Origin of the sequence: Silvanigrella aquatica (assembly GCF_001907975.1) — a bacterium.
GTDB classification, from domain to species: Bacteria; Bdellovibrionota_B; Oligoflexia; order Silvanigrellales; family Silvanigrellaceae; genus Silvanigrella; species Silvanigrella aquatica.
In genome coordinates this window covers 2,048,619-2,063,512 of sequence record NZ_CP017834.1, presented here as the reverse complement: position 1 = coordinate 2,063,512, position 14,894 = coordinate 2,048,619, and the positions used below count along the sequence as shown (strand labels likewise).

Here is a 14,894-nt window from a genome sequence, read left to right as displayed (position 1 = left end):
GAGTGGAGCGTATGATTACAATTTTTAAATATTTATTTTTATTTATTGCTTTTGGTATCATATGGTTCATGATCTTATCTATTCAAGTCTCTAAATCTTCCACTCTATTTTTAGTGCTTCAAAAAGAATTAAAAATGGTTCCGGGTGACGAAGAAGAAGATATTTCTAATAAAAAAGAAATTGACAGACAAAAAGTCATTGACGCCATTTCAAAAGCTTTTAATGACTAAATAATACAAGGGTATATTCTAGCTCCTTTAGAGAGAGAAGTTCACTCATTCTGAAAATACTTCATAATATCTTTATAAATGAATAAAGAACGATGTACTGAAATGACAAAAGGATCATCAAACTTTAAGTCATAGGGTATGCCTAAATCATCGTCAAAGCAGCAGGGCATGGAAACGGCATGTAATTGTGCCCTAGGATTTATGATTAAGCTTTCTACGCTTGCTTTGAGGCTGGCATGAGAATGCACAAAAAGAAGAACAACGGTCTCAAAATCTGTTAAGTTAAAGGAACATTCTTCAATTTTTTGAGGAAATATTTGGATATTTTTGCGGTGCTTTATTTTTTCTATTAATTCGGGAAGATCTCTTTCCATAGCAGGATCTACGGAGAATATTTTCCATCTTGTCATACAGGAAATATAATATCCTGTTCGCGGATTATAGCCGTCTCCTACTACAACGATGGCGATGGATTCATTTTTATAATCGAGTTTAAGTTTGTGTCGAACTGCTTCAAAAGCGCCCTGTGTTTCTGAAATTTCTTTTCCATTCGGATAAAAACCAGTACTGACAAGTTCAGTAGCACAATTTAATTTTAAAAAAAAGTCAATATAACGCAAGCTGGGCTTAGTTACTTTAATTGTATAATATTCATTTGTTTCTTGTGTATCAATGACGGGACGTGGCATAGGATCCTCTTTGTAGAAAGGGTTATAAGACCCTTCTTTAAAGCAGGAAGATAGAGCTCTCTTTACATAACGTCAACCTGATTTTTTAAAATAGTATCTGTTAATACATTATGAAAAGGCCGTATGATTTTTAAGCCATTATCGCTCAAACCATAGGAAAATCCTTTATTTCCATTGGGAACTTTAAAAAATAAACCAAACTCGACCCCTGTTTCCAAGAGAGATTCGATTTCTTTTTTAAGTCCATCTGATGAGCTTGACGGACTCATCCAGTTTTTTAAAATATCAATTTGAAACTTTTCTGATTTAAAATCAGGGGAGAATAATTTTGCGATTTGAGAAACAGATATGGGAGAGTGTGGTAATAATAAATTTCCAACCTCGTCGCTATGTGGAATGAGTAAAGAAACAACTGCCATAATTTTTTTAGAATCAATTTTATTTATATCTTTATTTTCTCTTAAAATAAAAACAAAACCATCTTCTTTTTCTATAAAACTAACAAAAGATTCTAAGCGCCATGATAAGAGTGAAAGAGGGTCGGAGTGTAATTGATTTAAAAAATTAAATATCGAATTTTTAATATTTGGATATTCATCTAAAAAATATTCATTTGAATCTAAAATAGAGTCATCAAAATGGGTGTTATGTTTTGTAGTGATTTTTGCAATTTTACTTCTCGAGATGGCTCTGATATTTTCAATTAAATCTTTTGGATAAACTCCCATTCCTGTAAGAAAATCTTCATCTTGTTCTGAACAAAATATTCTTTTCACAAATTCGTGAGAAAAAATTTCTTCTAAAATATTTGATTCAGTTAATGATTCTTTTTTTTCAATACTTATTTCTTGTAATATCAGATCTGAAGATATGGCAAGCCAATTTCTTAAAAATGTCGGGTTTGTTCCGCTTATACGACTCAGTTCTTTTATGAGCATTTCAACACTTGTTTTTGCAAAAATACTAAATCCAAAATGCTTATAAGAATATGTAAATTCAATAATCAAATAATGTTTTTGTAACGGTGACATGATATCTTGATGTGCCGTTAAATCTATGGATGCTTGTAATATTTCAATTATTTTGTAACTTTTTTCAACTATTTTTAAATGTTTGTGAGTTTCTTTAAAAATCGTATCAATCATAATAGTAAACCTGTTATGGTAAATTGGGGTTATTAATAATTATTGTTATTGATTTTTGCACTTGTGGTGTTGCCACCGTTTGAATTATGGAACTAATTTGTCTATTAATTTGTGTTGTAGTTGTATTGACTTGATCTAGTGATTTTTTAATGGGGTCAAAATCTCCTGTACTTGTGGGTCTTACCGTCGTATTTCCTTGGCTTTCCAATAGAGCATTTAAACTTGAATTTGTACTTATTACACCACTGGTTCCATCGGGATTAAAGACAGTTTTTCTTTGATCAATAACAGCTGAGGTGATTTCATCTTGAGAATTATTTGTTGTTCCTGCTAATCCTCCTGGCGCACCGCTTGGAGTTGTGGAACCCGATTCGTTACCTTGTTTGGATGGGCTCTGGTTATTTTGATTGTTTTTATTCGGAGTATTCTCGTTTTTTCCCGATTTTTCGTTATTTTTAAAGTTGGGATCAACCGTCGATGCATCTGAATTTAATTTATTTAAAATAATAGGCGGCACCGCTTTAGGCAAAGTAGGAGGTCTGCGCCCCACCACTTCTGTAAATTTATTTGCAGGGACAAGAACCGACTTGCTCGGGTCATCAATGCTTGTTACTTGCACCAATCCTGATGTTACGATTATTTGAGTGTTATTTGGGACGGAGGCATCAATAAACCCGCTGGTTCCGCGAATGCCCATGACGGAGTTTGATGTTTTAAATTTTGCATCGGTTTTTCCTGCTTCAGCATCGCTGTCATCCTGAGGCTTAACAAAAAATCTAACTTTTCCTTTGATGACATCAATTGCCGATTTGACATCATTGGTATTTTCACTTTTTGCTTTAATTTTATACTCTACGACTTTAACCCGCGCGTTTTGAAATGCCATGAGGTTGCTTCCGTCATTAAAAACAATTTTAGCAGCCGTTTTGTCATAGGTGATCAGTTCATCTGTTTCGAGTAGGACAAATCCCTTTTCTGCTGTTATGGTTTTGCCCGAGCGTACCACATCCACTTTGCCAATGATGTTGGAAAGAGTGGCGATGCCTTCTGAGCTTTGTGCAAAAGCGGAAAGGTGTAAAACAAATGTTGCCAAACAAAGGGACGCTAAGATAAGTCTTAGTCGTTTGTAGAACGTGTATTTGTGGCTGGTTTCACATACAGTTACAACCATTTTTTTCCTCGGAATCTCTTCCCTGTCTCTATTTGAAGCATACCGAGATTCTTGCTTAGAATGTGAAATGAGTGCCAAAAAGGACAACACTTAAAGATGATAAATCAACCACTCCAAACTCTCTCTAAAATTACAAATTTTTCTGAATTTTATTCAAGTGCAACAAGGTTTAAAACTCATCATTTTTTGACATATATTGTATGTAAAAAAAATTCAGGCTGTGAATCGACATTAAAATTTGCTGTTGTGACCTCAAAAAAAGGGGTACATAAGAGAGCTGTAAAACGAAATCGGGCACGACGCAGGCTTAAAAACGCTTTTCTCAATTATCTAAAAACAGCGACTTTTCCTCCTGGAGTTGAAATTCAGGTGCTATTTATGGCAAATAGGTCTGTACTAGATGCGCCGTGGGAAAAGCTTTTGGGTACAGTCCACATTGCCATGCAAACGGTGCGGGCTCAGTGCACGACAACTTTGGAAGTGAAATTATGATCTTAAAAAAACTTAACAAATACGTCGTCCTTTTGGCCGTTTTCTTGATCAAGGTTTATAAGCAGTGTATTTCTCCAGCTCTCGGCCCTCGTTGTCGCTTTTATCCGAGCTGTTCACAATATAGTTTGGAAGTTTTCCAAAAGTATGGTGCTGCAAAAGGTTTTGGCAAAATGGCTGTCAGAATTTGTAAATGCCATCCTTTTCACAGGGGTGGAGTTGATCTCCCTTAACGTTTTAACAAAGTAATGAACGGGATTTTGAAGTGAAAAAAGAAACAATTGGTTTTATGTTAGGGTTATTAATATTATTTGGTGGTTATTTTGCAGTTAATCATCATTATGTTCAAAAACAACAACTTGAATGGGAGGAGCAGCAAAAAAATCAACAGGCTGCTAATATTCCTAAAAGTCATGAAGCACCTGCTTCTCAAGTACCTGTGCCAACAACACCTTCTGCTGTCGTTGCTACAGTGCAAGCGGCTCCCCCTTCTGAAACAGCGCTTGTTCCGTTAACGGTTGCCAATCCTGCCGATCTCGTAGTGCAACGTTCCTATGCTACTTTTGAATTTACGCCCCTTGGTGGATGTATTGGTGCGAATACGCTCAATGGCGAAAAAATGGCTTATGACGATCCCACTCCCGTGGCTGCTTTTCAAAGCCATAATGAGTGTAAAGCCTATGGTTTTCGTATTGGCAATCTCGATTTACGGAATCAACCCGCAGGTATTTCAAAAACTCCTGAAGGTGCTTTGCAAATTGTGCAACGTGCGGATGGTTTAGAAATCACAAGAATTTTTAACTTTACAGATAAAAACTTCACTGCTGACCTGCAAATTCTGGTAAAAAATATTTCACAAAGTCCACAAAATACCACTGTGGACTTCGAATTGGGAGCCACTTCAGACAATAAAAATCATGGTGGTCTCTTTTCTTCTTATGCGCCTCAATATCATGCGGCAGCGGTACGCTTGCCCGATGGCTCCATTAAAAGGGAATCTACTCCTTTTGAATCTGATGGGGGCCAAAAAGTTTTAATCGATCAATCAGGAAGTTTTTTCACTTGGATCACCGCGGATTCCTTGTACTGGATGAATGCGGTTATGCCACAAACACAAACTCCTCTTCTTTTTCAATTGGTGCGCACCGGATTTAATTTGCGTAAATCAGTCACTTCCGATGTCGATCAAACAATGTACGAAGCATGGGTCAAACAACCTGTTAATTTATCACAAGGTCAATCCATCGTATTTAATTATAAGGTTTATATTGGTCCTAAAGATGAAACTATTTTGAAAAACTTTGATCAGTACTATTTAAATGAAACGATTGATTATGGTTTCTTTAAAATTATTGCGCGTCCTATGTACCATGTGTTGTATTTTGTTCATGGTTTAGTAAACAACTGGGGCATTGCCATTATTTTATTAACAATTTTAATTAATATTATATTGTTACCTTTACAAATTAAAGGCTATGCATCAGCGCAAAAAATGCAGGTTATTCAACCACAAATTAAAGCTCTACAAGAAAAATTCAAGGATGATAAACAAGCTCTACAAAGAGAAACCATGGCACTTATGGCAAAAAGCGGTGTCAATCCTTTAAGTGGTTGCTTGCCTTTGTTACCTCAAATTCCTGTCTTCTTTGCTCTCGATTCTTGTTTAAGACATACTTTTGATTTGCGCCAATCTCCCTTTTTCTTTTGGATTAAAGATCTCACGCAACATGACCCTTATTTTGTTTTGCCAATTTTAATGGCGTTCTTAATGATTGGTTACCAAAAAATGATTCCTATGCCTTCAATGGATCCAACGCAAGCTAAGATGATGAAATTTCTTCCTATTCTTTTTTCTGTATTTATGGTTTTCTATCCCTCAGGCTTGGCTCTCTACGTGATCACAAATACAGTCATTTCTATGATCAGACAGGTGTTCCTGACACGTCGGTACAAGAAAGCCACATAAAAATAAAGTAAACTTAACAAGGAGCCTTGTATTTGGGGCTCATCGCAACTTCAAAACCAATTTGTGTTTTTGAAGTTGTAACATAATCCAAAATATGGAGTTTTCATGGACAAAAGGCAATTTACGGGAAAAACCCTGGAGGAGGCTGTTTCAGAAGCCGCTCGGGCTTTCGCAACGGATAAAGATTTGCTTTGCTACAATGTCATTCAACAATCACAAGGGGGCTTATTTTCAAGGTTATTTTCACGATCTGTCAAAATTGAAGCATGGGTTGAAACGGTAAAAGAAGATCTACAAGCAGCAGCAAGAGAAGTTGTGAGACAAACCCTTGGTAAGAAAACGGTTTCTAAATCAAATCTGTCCCCATTATCACAAACCTTAAAAAAAGATTATAAGGAAAGTACACCGCGCAAAGAAAATTTAATTCATAATAAAAAAGATGATCAACACTCTACACTATATCCACGTAAACATGTGCTTCCATCGGAAGGCCATGTCTCCAGAACAGTGTTGACAATGCAAAGTGAAGGTGTTCAAGAATTATTTGAAAATTATAATAAATTATTTTTCTCTGCCTTTGATGTTACTCTTGAAAATGTCAATATTGTTAAGCAAGAAAATGAAGTTGTTGTTCGAATTGCTGATGAAGGAATTGAGAATTATTTAAGTAAAAGCGATAAACTTTCACTTGCCTATGAGCATGTTTTTAAACGTATTGCACAAAAAAAATTGGGTGATATTTCCACACGCATTAGTATCGATGCCGGAGAATCTGCGGAAAAACGTGAGGAACGATTAATTGGAATGGCGCGATCTTTGGCAGAAAAAGTGAAAAAGACAGGAAAAAGTGTTATTCTTTCATCTAAAAGTAGCCAAGAAAGGCGTGTTATTCACTTAGCTCTTGATGGCTTTGTGGGTGTGGCAACGCGCAGTGTGGGTACGGGAGACAAACGTCGCTTAGTTATTTATTCTACTGAAAAAAGAAACAGTTCCAGGCAAAATCAAAACTCTTCCCATCCTGCTCAATCGCCAAAAGAAAAAGGCAATTTGAATGGAAAGAATTTAGGTGCTTCTTCTAAATTTAAAAAGAAAGTACATAAAAAAAGAATGCCCCATAATGCAGCTGCAAAACAAAATTCAGAAAGAAAAGGGGCGGTTTCAAGTTCCCACAACGTTGATGAAGAAGATTTGAAAGCAACAGGGACAAAAAAAAGGTCGTCGTCACTCGCTAAAGAAGATTAATGATACCCCTTGCCTCAAAAGTTTTTAAAGGCAAGGTTACAAACTTTGTCATTTAAAACAAGGAATACGGGATTGAGTTCAAGTTTTGATTCTATTTTTGCATTAGCTTCCCCTTCTGTGAGAAGTGCTATTCATCTTCATCGTATTTCAGGGCGAAATTTAATAAAAATAATTTCGCCTTATATTTTTTCACCAAATGGAAAAAATATTTATAAATTAAATTATTTTTCTGATATGCCGCAGGACAAACCTTTGTCACGTTATGTTTTGATTAAAGATCAAAATGGAGAAATGATTGACGATGTTATTTTAACCTATTTTCCCGCACCAAAAAGTTATACGGGCGAAGATGTCATTGAAATTTCGGTACATGGAAATCCATTAATTTCTGCAAAGTTACACAGTTTATTACGTAACATAGGAATGCGAGATGCCGAGCCAGGTGAATTTACCCAACGCGCTGTGTTAAATGGAAAATTGGATTTAGCTCAGGCAGAAGGTATTAATCAATTGATTCATACCGAAACCTTGGGAGGAATTCATCTTGCAAGAAATACAGTTGATGGTGTTCTCTCTAAGGAAACAGAGGATATTCGCGAACAATTGATTGGTATTTTATCTTATTTGGAAGCACACATCGATTTTGCTCCCGATGAAGTAGGGGATTACGATCCCGTATCACTGCTACCACAAATGAAAAATGCAATTAAAAGATTAGAAATATTATTGGGTACTTATTCTAGTGGATTAAAGCTTCGTGAAGGAATTAAAGTGGCGTTGGTTGGAAAACCCAATGCGGGAAAATCAAGCTTATATAATTCCTTGTTACGATACGATAGAGCTATCGTAACAAATATTCCGGGGACAACCCGAGATGTGCTAGAAGATCGCCTTGTTATTCAAAATAAAGATTTTGTCTTAATTGACACGGCAGGAATTCGGCATACTTCAGATACCGTTGAAAAAATGGGAGTGGAACGCAGTCTAAAAACAGTAGCCATTGCCGATATTATTTGTTTAGTTATTAATATTGAAAATATTCAACAAGAAAATATAAATAATTATATTTTATCGGAATTAAATCAGTTTATTCATGAAGTGAATATTCATTCAAATCAAAAAATTCTTGTTGTTATTAGCAAAAAAGACTTATTGCTTAAAAAAGATATTCATTCTTTGCAATGGTTGGACGAAAACTCAATATTAAATATCGATAAAAAATTTAATATGAATTGCCTCATTCAAAAATTTATTTTTACTTCAATTGATGATAATGAAAGCTTATCTCAAGAGTTGGTCAATTTACATAATGAAATGACAGGTCAATTGGCAAAAAAGGAAAATCCTGCGCTTATCTCCACGAGACAAAAAGATAAAGTTGAAATTGCTATCAAATGTTTAAATGAAGCAATTGAACTTGTAGAACAAAAAGATTACCCCGAAAAAATTTCTTCCATAATAAATCAATCAAGACAATCTCTTCAAGAAATTGTGGGTGAAATTCATTTGGATAATGTCCTCGAAAAAATATTTTCCACATTTTGTATTGGGAAATAATCTTCTTTTTATAAGATCACATTGATTTTTTTCAATTTCTACTTAAAATGGGACTGCTCTTGTTATCCTTAATTAAGGAGAGTCTTCATGTCAGGTGAAACTTCCGATCGTTTTTTGGGAAAAACAGAAGATTATAAAAAATTTAGGCCGAGTTATCCTTTAGAAATATTCCAATATTTAAAACAAGAACATAACTTACTGGAAAGTAAAATTTGTGCTGAAATTGGCTCTGGCACCGGAAAATTTTGTGAATTATTAATTCAAAATAACAATACTGTTTTTGCTGTAGAACCAAATGCTGAAATGCGTCTTGCGGCAGAAAAAAGTTTGGGAAAATTTAAAAGTTTTATAAGTGTAAATGGAAATTCAGAAAACACAACATTAAAAAGTCAGTCTGTCGATTTTATTTTTTGTGCACAGTCTTTACATTGGTTTGCCAATGAAAAAACGGCAAAGGAAATGAGCAGAATATTAAAGCCTCATGGCAAAGTTGTTATTGTTTGGAATAAAAAGGATTATGAAAAATCTTCCTTTATGAAAGGAATTCACAAAATATTTATTGAAGACTGCATCGATTTTTTGTCTGTTAAGTTAGAAAATATACCTGACGACGAAATTTTATCCAGTTTATTTACTGAAAAATATCAATCTTTTTCGATTGCATCAAAGCAAATTTTGAATTTAGAAGGTCTCTTTGGTCGCATGCAGTCGGCATCTTACGCTCCCCCGGAAAACCACCCAAAATACAAAAAATTTAGAAGTGAAATTGAAAATCTTTTTAAAAAAGAAGAAAAAAAAGGAACTGTTGAATTTTTATATGAAACTGTAACTTATGTCTTTACTTTTTAATTTGGTGTGAACTTATGTCATTAATAAAGGAGAGAACTTTATGAGTCTTGTAGAAGCTTATGCTGCCATGAAACCCAAAGAACCTTTACGTCGTTTTCAATTTAAAAATCGTGAAACGGGGAATAAGGATGTTCAAATTGAAATTATGTACAGTGGAATTTGTCATTCCGACATTCACATGGCACGAGAAGAATGGGGCCCCGGAATGTTTCCTTTGGTACCTGGTCATGAAATTGCTGGTAAAGTAACAAAAGTAGGAGCGGGAGTCACGCGCTTTAAAGTGGGTGATCATGTTGGCGTGGGGTGCATGGTTGACTCTTGTCGCAATTGCAATTCATGTAAAAAAGGAATTGAACAATATTGTGATAATGGCGCCACGTTTACATATGGTAGCAAAAGACGCGGTACCGATGAACCTACCTATGGTGGATATTCCACTCAAATTGTAGCTGATGAAGATTTTGTCTTAAAAATTCCTGCTAATTTACCCCTCGATAAAGCAGCACCTTTGCTATGTGCGGGAATAACAACTTATTCCCCATTACGCCAATGGAACGTCAAACATGGTGACAGAGTTGCTGTCGTTGGGTTAGGTGGTCTGGGTCATATGGCAGTGAAAATTGCAGTCGCCATGGGTGCTGAAGTCACTGTCATCAGTCGTTCTGAAAAGAAAAAAGCCGATTCCATACGCTTGGGAGCAAGGCACTATATTAATACCTCCGAGCCTGAAGCATTTACTAAAAATGCGAATCAATTTGATTTTATTTTGAATACCGTCTCCGCCGAACTCGATTTAAGCCCCTTCCTTAATTTATTAAAACTCGATGCCACTATGGTGCAAGTAGGGGTTCCCGATCGCCCCAATACCGTAAGCATGATTTCTTTAATTGGTCGTAGAAGAAGGCTCGGTGGTTCTTTAATTGGTGGTATTCAAGAAACACAGGAAATGCTCGATTTTTGTGGAAAACATCACATCTCATCTGACATAGAACTTATCCCCGCCGAAAAAATTAATGAAGCTTACGAGCGCGTTGTAAAAGGGGATGTGAAATTTCGATTTGTTATAGATATTCAATCTTTAAAATAATTCAAATCGTTTAATCTCTTTTTAAAGTTGAAAATGAATCCCATTTTTTTGGTTAGTTAATTCCTCAAAAAATTTATTACATAATTAAATTTTTCTATTGATATTTCGGGAAAATTATATATTCTTTATTAAATTTTTTAGAAGGAGTAATACTAAATGAGTCTAAAATATAAAAATGCTGATGAGAATTTTTGCTCTGATTGTGGGCAAATTATAAAATTAAAGGCAGAAATTTGCCCTCACTGTGGTTGCAGAAAATCTGTCAATGTTTCTTGCAATAAAAATAAAGTTGTTGCAGGAGTGTTTGCATTGCTTTTGGGAGGTTTTGGGGGACATAAGTTTTATCTAGGCAAAACAGGTATGGGAATTCTCTATTTTATTTTTTTCTGGACTTTAATACCAGCAATAATAAGTTTTATTGAAGGTATTATTTATTTAACAATGACAGATGAAAATTTTAATCAGAAGTATTGCTTATAAAAATTAAAATTCCATCCTCATTTATAAAAATATAAATTATTAGTAAAAAAAACAAAATAAAATAAAATTTTTTTAATTGCTTATTTGAAATTTAAATTTTATTATTTTCTCAACTCAATTATTTATATTTTAATGTCGAAGGAGAATTTATAATGCTTGCCTTAAGTTTTATGGTTATTTTTATCGCCATGATTTTAATTTTATATAACAAAGAAAAATTATCAATTTATCTGACTTTTTTATGTATAATATTGATTTTTATTTTATTAAAACATTTAGCATCAGATTCTTTAACACTCGTATTTTGAAAATTTGAAAGGCTATGTAAAATGAAAGAACTTGAAAAAAATTTAAACTGTATTTTTATTTTAGCAATTTGCGGCATTTTATTAGGCGCTTTTGCTTTTCAAATAGTATATAAAGAAGCTCCTTGCCCTCTGTGCTTTTTACAACGCTTAGGCATGCTTTCCGTAATTTGTGCTGGTATGATGAATGTTAAATTTGGTATAAAACCCAAATTTTATGGCATTGCTTTATTGGGTTCATTAAGTGGAGCCGCAGTTTCTATTCGGCAAATATTACTTCATATTGCTCCAGGTTCAACACCTTTTGGAAGTCCTATCATGGGATTAAGTTTATACACATGGGCGCTAATTACTTTTACAGTCATTATCATAGGTGTTGCATTTTTATTGTTTCTTTATGATCCTAAAAAATATCAAAAAACTGAAAAAATTCATTTAAATATTTTTAATAAAGTGACATTTGGCATTGCTCTTTCTATTGTTTTTGCAAATGTCATTTATATTATAGTCAATTGTGGTTTGGGTTTTTGTGAGTAAATAATTTGTCTAGTGAAAAAGGTTTATATTTTATTAAATTTAGAACTTGAAATTATTTCTGCTTTAAAAAAATCTGAGGCAGATGTCGTACGTTTGCGTATTATAGGAAATAATGCGACAGAAGGAATTCCTGCGATATATGGTGTAGATGCAATTAAAAGTATCTTTGAACTTACAAATGCAGCAGCATGTTCTGTATTAGATCCAAGATCCGCTTATCTTGGGAAAAAACCTGAGCAGGTTACTCATTATGTTTCTAAGCTACGTCTTGGTCATACTGAAAGAGGAAGTTTTATATTTACTTTACTTTCTCCGGTAAGCCCTTCGTTATTAAAAAATAGTGCACTTGAAAATTTTCCAGAAGATGAGCCTTTTGAAAGAAACGTGACATTAAAACTTTGCGAAGCTCTAGAAGCAACCCACAAAGCACTTACAATTTGTGAAACATCTCAAGATTTTGAAGTCTTTTCATCAGGGATAGCAAATGGAATTAATGCAAATATCTGTCAAGCTCTCTCAAACCTCACAAAGATGTCTGAAAAAATTGAATTAAGCGTTACTTGGGCAAATTCAAGGCCAATCAATAAACCAATTTATAGACAATATTTTTATGGTCGTTGGAGTGGCATTCTTGAAGAAGCAGCAAAACGATTTTCTATTCAAGAGCCAAGGCCAGATGAAAAAATATTTGGGCTTATCGTGAAACTCCATAGAGAACCAAATCAAACTGAAGGGAAAGTCACTGTAAAAACACAAATTGATGGAAAACTATCGTCACTCATTATTCGTGCTGAAAATGATGATTATTCTAAATTTGTGGCGGCTCATGACAAAAAAGCTCCTATTGTTTGCCAAGGAACTTTAATAAAAAAAGCAAAACAGTGGGAACTTCTTCTCCCCATAAATATTCAAGAAGTGACATATGAATAATATTTTCATTGAAAATAAGAAGATCAGGATATTATGGTGTATCGTACAAAATAAAATGGTATTTATTCCTGAACTTCAAGTTTTAAATAAAATCCCTTTTCTTCTTTAAAAGTGTCATCCAATTCTGCAAAATATCTATTTGAAGGGATATGATGATGACGCGGAGGAAGTTCTTTTTTGACAAGAATAAGTGGTAAAATTGTTTCTTCAGGATTTGTCTTATTTATAACTACTTTTGCATAAATTTTTGCAGAAAGCATTCTTAAAGCAATTAAGACATGGAAAGGTTCTGCGCATTTATCGACGGTAAAAAGAACTTCATTTAATATTTCTTTAAGTGAGACATATTGGCTCTTGTTTTTTTGTAAGTAATCTATACTGACATGTTTATAGCGAGCAAGTGTATAAGCACTTTGACGGACAATTTCAGTAAAATATTCTGGGAAAAAAAGCAGTCTATCTATTTCAATGCGGGTGAATCCTGGTAGTTTTCCCATACGTTGTACTGCGCTATTTACTGTAGATATTCTAATTTGTCTTGCCTTCGTTAATTTTTTCATAAATAAATCCAATATAATAAATAATTCAAATCACAAAATTTATTTAATGTAAGAATTTAATTTGATAAATTTTCGCAACAGGAAGAAAATAAAAATTTTTTATTCCATGAATTTATTCAAATTTTTATTATTTTGTTTTCCTATTTCATGGGAAAATGAGAGAAATCTCAAGAAAACAAGGAAAACAAAAAAAATAGTTTAAAAAAATAATAAATATTAAATTCAGCAAATTTTAAAACGATGTGCCACAAAATCCATTATGAATTAAATTGGGATTTTTTTTGAGAAGGATTTTTATGGATGAATTTAAAAATGAGGCAGCAGGAGTGACAAGTTCTATTGTAAGGGGATTGGGAAAAAAAGATACGGCTCCTTTTGTATTAATGGGGTTAAGTATTTTTTTAATTGCAGGTTTATCATCATTAAATATATTTTTAATGTTTAAATTTAATGAAGATGATAGCCAAAAAATCTACATAGATTCTATGACGGCACGCTGGGAAGGAATGTTAAAACAAATGGGAGAATTTACAAAAGAATTATCAATTAGCAATGGTTCTATTTTGCAATTAAAGGAACAAAATATTGATATAAAACAATCTTTATCAGAAGTAAAAAAAGATGTTAAGGATCATGAAAGACGATTAAATAAAATAGAAAGTAAAGTACGATAATGCACTTGAGTCCTCATTTTACATTGTTAGAATTTACGAAGTCCGAAATGGCAAAAAAATTTAATATTGAAAATAGTCCTAATGAAGAGCAAATTGAAAATTTAAAACTCATTTGTAAAAATTTATTAGAGCCCTTGCGAGAGATGCTTCAAGAAAAAATAATAATTCTTTCAGGTTTTCGTAGTTTCGAATTAAATAAAAAAGTAGGCGGTGTTTCAAATAGTCAGCACTTAGAAGGGAAAGCAGCAGATATCAAAGTTGCAGGGATGAATAATTTTCAATTGTATGAATATATAAAAGACAAATTTGATTTTGACCAACTTATTTTAGAATATTATAATAAAAATAATTTACATGCAGGTTGGGTGCATGTGAGTTGGAATGGAGTAAAAAATCGAAAAAAATTCTTTCAGATAAATGACTTATGAATATTTATATCTTATTTATAATTGGTATTATATGCTCTTTTTTTTGTGGTGTTTTTTACGAGTCAAAAAAATCTTATCATGATATACAATTTCAAAAAGAGTTAAATCATAATCATATAAAAAATGAAATTCAAAAAGAATTAAATAATTTAAATGCTAAAAAGAATCAGATTGTCATTAAAAAAACTTTAAAAAAACCAGATGGTACAGTAAAAATTGAAGAAAGTGTTTATATGCAAAACCTACTTTCCATTAAAAATGCGAAAGAAAAAAATTTTAAAAATATTGATAATATTCATTTTATTGAAAACATGAGGATGCAAAAAAATAATGAGTTTTTGAATATGGATTTGTATTTAAAATATATTTATTCTTTTGCAAATTTTTCAACACAACAAAATTTTCAAACTAATATCAGCATTGGTGGTAAAGTGAGCTTTAAAATGACAAATTCGTTTTGGATTTTTACATCATATGAACATCATTTGGCATCAAGAAATAATTTAGCAGAAATAGGCGCTTTTTACAGGCTGTCTTTTTAAGGGAAAGGAAAAT

Annotated in this window: 18 protein-coding genes; 14 read left to right on the top strand and 4 right to left on the bottom strand. The window is 33.2% G+C overall.

Annotated features, from left to right (window positions below; genetic code table 11):
• Positions 1 to 11: 11 nt before the first annotated feature.
• On the top strand, positions 12 to 230 hold the full coding sequence (locus tag AXG55_RS08570) for a hypothetical protein (protein ID WP_148697710.1): 219 nt from the start codon (positions 12 to 14) through the stop codon (positions 228 to 230).
• 41 nt (positions 231 to 271) lie between these two features.
• Here the strand turns inward: AXG55_RS08570 and AXG55_RS08565 are convergent, their stop codons facing one another.
• The 3 genes from AXG55_RS08565 to AXG55_RS08555 form a co-directional block, all read right to left on the bottom strand.
• Positions 272 to 919, bottom strand: coding sequence for a hypothetical protein (locus tag AXG55_RS08565; protein WP_148697709.1), 648 nt, complete (start codon positions 917 to 919; stop codon positions 272 to 274).
• A gap of 62 nt (positions 920 to 981) precedes the next feature.
• On the bottom strand, positions 982 to 2,064 hold the full coding sequence (locus AXG55_RS08560) for a hypothetical protein (RefSeq protein ID WP_148697708.1): 1,083 nt from the start codon (positions 2,062 to 2,064) through the stop codon (positions 982 to 984).
• 13 nt (positions 2,065 to 2,077) lie between these two features.
• Positions 2,078 to 3,235, bottom strand: coding sequence for a FecR family protein (locus AXG55_RS08555; protein ID WP_148697707.1), 1,158 nt, complete (start codon positions 3,233 to 3,235; stop codon positions 2,078 to 2,080).
• A gap of 96 nt (positions 3,236 to 3,331) precedes the next feature.
• Between AXG55_RS08555 and AXG55_RS08550 the strand changes: the two genes are divergently transcribed.
• The 10 genes from AXG55_RS08550 (at position 3,332) to AXG55_RS08505 (ending at position 12,677) form a co-directional block, all read left to right on the top strand.
• On the top strand, positions 3,332 to 3,727 hold the full coding sequence (locus AXG55_RS08550; protein ID WP_148697706.1) for a ribonuclease P protein component: 396 nt from the start codon (positions 3,332 to 3,334) through the stop codon (positions 3,725 to 3,727).
• Positions 3,724 to 3,957: a membrane protein insertion efficiency factor YidD gene (gene yidD, locus AXG55_RS08545; RefSeq protein WP_148698836.1), complete on the top strand. Its 234-nt coding sequence runs from the start codon at positions 3,724 to 3,726 to the stop codon at positions 3,955 to 3,957. The genes AXG55_RS08550 and yidD overlap by 4 nt, the downstream gene beginning before the upstream one ends.
• 32 nt (positions 3,958 to 3,989) lie before the next feature.
• Positions 3,990 to 5,690: a membrane protein insertase YidC gene (gene yidC / locus AXG55_RS08540; RefSeq protein ID WP_148697705.1), complete on the top strand. Its 1,701-nt coding sequence runs from the start codon at positions 3,990 to 3,992 to the stop codon at positions 5,688 to 5,690.
• 105 nt (positions 5,691 to 5,795) lie between these two features.
• On the top strand, positions 5,796 to 6,932 hold the full coding sequence (locus AXG55_RS08535; RefSeq protein ID WP_148697704.1) for a Jag family protein: 1,137 nt from the start codon (positions 5,796 to 5,798) through the stop codon (positions 6,930 to 6,932).
• Positions 6,933 to 7,004: 72 nt separating this feature from the next.
• Positions 7,005 to 8,489, top strand: coding sequence for a tRNA uridine-5-carboxymethylaminomethyl(34) synthesis GTPase MnmE (gene mnmE, locus AXG55_RS08530; RefSeq protein ID WP_233231093.1), 1,485 nt, complete (start codon positions 7,005 to 7,007; stop codon positions 8,487 to 8,489).
• A gap of 87 nt (positions 8,490 to 8,576) precedes the next feature.
• Positions 8,577 to 9,338, top strand: coding sequence for a class I SAM-dependent methyltransferase (locus tag AXG55_RS08525; protein ID WP_148697702.1), 762 nt, complete (start codon positions 8,577 to 8,579; stop codon positions 9,336 to 9,338).
• A gap of 40 nt (positions 9,339 to 9,378) precedes the next feature.
• A complete protein-coding gene (locus tag AXG55_RS08520; protein WP_148697701.1) occupies positions 9,379 to 10,425 on the top strand; it encodes an NAD(P)-dependent alcohol dehydrogenase in 1,047 nt (348 codons plus the stop codon).
• A 156-nt stretch (positions 10,426 to 10,581) separates the two neighbouring features.
• Positions 10,582 to 10,905 carry a TM2 domain-containing protein gene (locus AXG55_RS08515; RefSeq protein WP_148697700.1) on the top strand — a complete coding sequence of 108 codons (324 nt, stop codon included), beginning with the start codon at positions 10,582 to 10,584 and terminating at the stop codon, positions 10,903 to 10,905.
• Positions 10,906 to 11,234: 329 nt separating this feature from the next.
• Positions 11,235 to 11,747: a disulfide bond formation protein B gene (locus AXG55_RS08510; protein ID WP_148697699.1), complete on the top strand. Its 513-nt coding sequence runs from the start codon at positions 11,235 to 11,237 to the stop codon at positions 11,745 to 11,747.
• Between the two features lie 12 nt (positions 11,748 to 11,759).
• Complete coding sequence (locus AXG55_RS08505; RefSeq protein ID WP_148697698.1) at positions 11,760 to 12,677, top strand: hypothetical protein; 918 nt, start codon at positions 11,760 to 11,762, stop codon at positions 12,675 to 12,677.
• A 62-nt stretch (positions 12,678 to 12,739) separates the two neighbouring features.
• Here the strand turns inward: AXG55_RS08505 and AXG55_RS08500 are convergent, their stop codons facing one another.
• Positions 12,740 to 13,237, bottom strand: a complete 498-nt coding sequence (locus tag AXG55_RS08500; RefSeq protein ID WP_148697697.1) for a hypothetical protein — start codon at positions 13,235 to 13,237, stop codon at positions 12,740 to 12,742.
• 296 nt (positions 13,238 to 13,533) lie between these two features.
• Here AXG55_RS08500 and AXG55_RS08495 point away from each other — a divergent pair, with 296 nt between their 5' ends.
• Genes AXG55_RS08495 through AXG55_RS08485 form a run of 3 tightly spaced genes read left to right on the top strand, consistent with a single transcriptional unit; the run spans position 13,534 to position 14,881 of the window.
• Positions 13,534 to 13,911, top strand: a complete 378-nt coding sequence (locus tag AXG55_RS08495; RefSeq protein WP_148697696.1) for a hypothetical protein — start codon at positions 13,534 to 13,536, stop codon at positions 13,909 to 13,911.
• The gene (locus AXG55_RS08490) at positions 13,911 to 14,339 is read left to right on the top strand and encodes a D-Ala-D-Ala carboxypeptidase family metallohydrolase (protein ID WP_148697695.1); all 429 of its coding nucleotides are present in this window, start codon (positions 13,911 to 13,913) and stop codon (positions 14,337 to 14,339) included. The genes AXG55_RS08495 and AXG55_RS08490 overlap by 1 nt, the downstream gene beginning before the upstream one ends.
• Positions 14,336 to 14,881 (top strand): hypothetical protein, encoded by a 546-nt coding sequence (locus tag AXG55_RS08485; protein WP_148697694.1) that lies wholly within the window; start codon positions 14,336 to 14,338, stop codon positions 14,879 to 14,881. The genes AXG55_RS08490 and AXG55_RS08485 overlap by 4 nt, the downstream gene beginning before the upstream one ends.
• Positions 14,882 to 14,894: the final 13 nt, after the last annotated feature.

Bases quoted from the DNA above. Each gene is read 5' to 3' on its own strand.
- AXG55_RS08570 (WP_148697710.1), top strand. From the start codon at position 12: ATGATTACAATTTTTAAATATTTATTTTTATTTATTGCTTTTGGTATC.
- AXG55_RS08565 (WP_148697709.1), bottom strand. From the start codon at position 919: ATGCCACGTCCCGTCATTGATACACAAGAAACAAATGAATATTATACA.
- AXG55_RS08560 (WP_148697708.1), bottom strand. From the start codon at position 2,064: ATGATTGATACGATTTTTAAAGAAACTCACAAACATTTAAAAATAGTT.
- AXG55_RS08555 (WP_148697707.1), bottom strand. From the start codon at position 3,235: ATGGTTGTAACTGTATGTGAAACCAGCCACAAATACACGTTCTACAAA.
- AXG55_RS08550 (WP_148697706.1), top strand. From the start codon at position 3,332: ATGATAAATCAACCACTCCAAACTCTCTCTAAAATTACAAATTTTTCT.
- yidD (WP_148698836.1), top strand. From the start codon at position 3,724: ATGATCTTAAAAAAACTTAACAAATACGTCGTCCTTTTGGCCGTTTTC.
- AXG55_RS08535 (WP_148697704.1), top strand. From the start codon at position 5,796: ATGGACAAAAGGCAATTTACGGGAAAAACCCTGGAGGAGGCTGTTTCA.
- AXG55_RS08525 (WP_148697702.1), top strand. From the start codon at position 8,577: ATGTCAGGTGAAACTTCCGATCGTTTTTTGGGAAAAACAGAAGATTAT.
- AXG55_RS08520 (WP_148697701.1), top strand. From the start codon at position 9,379: ATGAGTCTTGTAGAAGCTTATGCTGCCATGAAACCCAAAGAACCTTTA.
- AXG55_RS08515 (WP_148697700.1), top strand. From the start codon at position 10,582: ATGAGTCTAAAATATAAAAATGCTGATGAGAATTTTTGCTCTGATTGT.
- AXG55_RS08510 (WP_148697699.1), top strand. From the start codon at position 11,235: ATGAAAGAACTTGAAAAAAATTTAAACTGTATTTTTATTTTAGCAATT.
- AXG55_RS08500 (WP_148697697.1), bottom strand. From the start codon at position 13,237: ATGAAAAAATTAACGAAGGCAAGACAAATTAGAATATCTACAGTAAAT.
- AXG55_RS08495 (WP_148697696.1), top strand. From the start codon at position 13,534: ATGGATGAATTTAAAAATGAGGCAGCAGGAGTGACAAGTTCTATTGTA.
- AXG55_RS08490 (WP_148697695.1), top strand. From the start codon at position 13,911: ATGCACTTGAGTCCTCATTTTACATTGTTAGAATTTACGAAGTCCGAA.
- AXG55_RS08485 (WP_148697694.1), top strand. From the start codon at position 14,336: ATGAATATTTATATCTTATTTATAATTGGTATTATATGCTCTTTTTTT.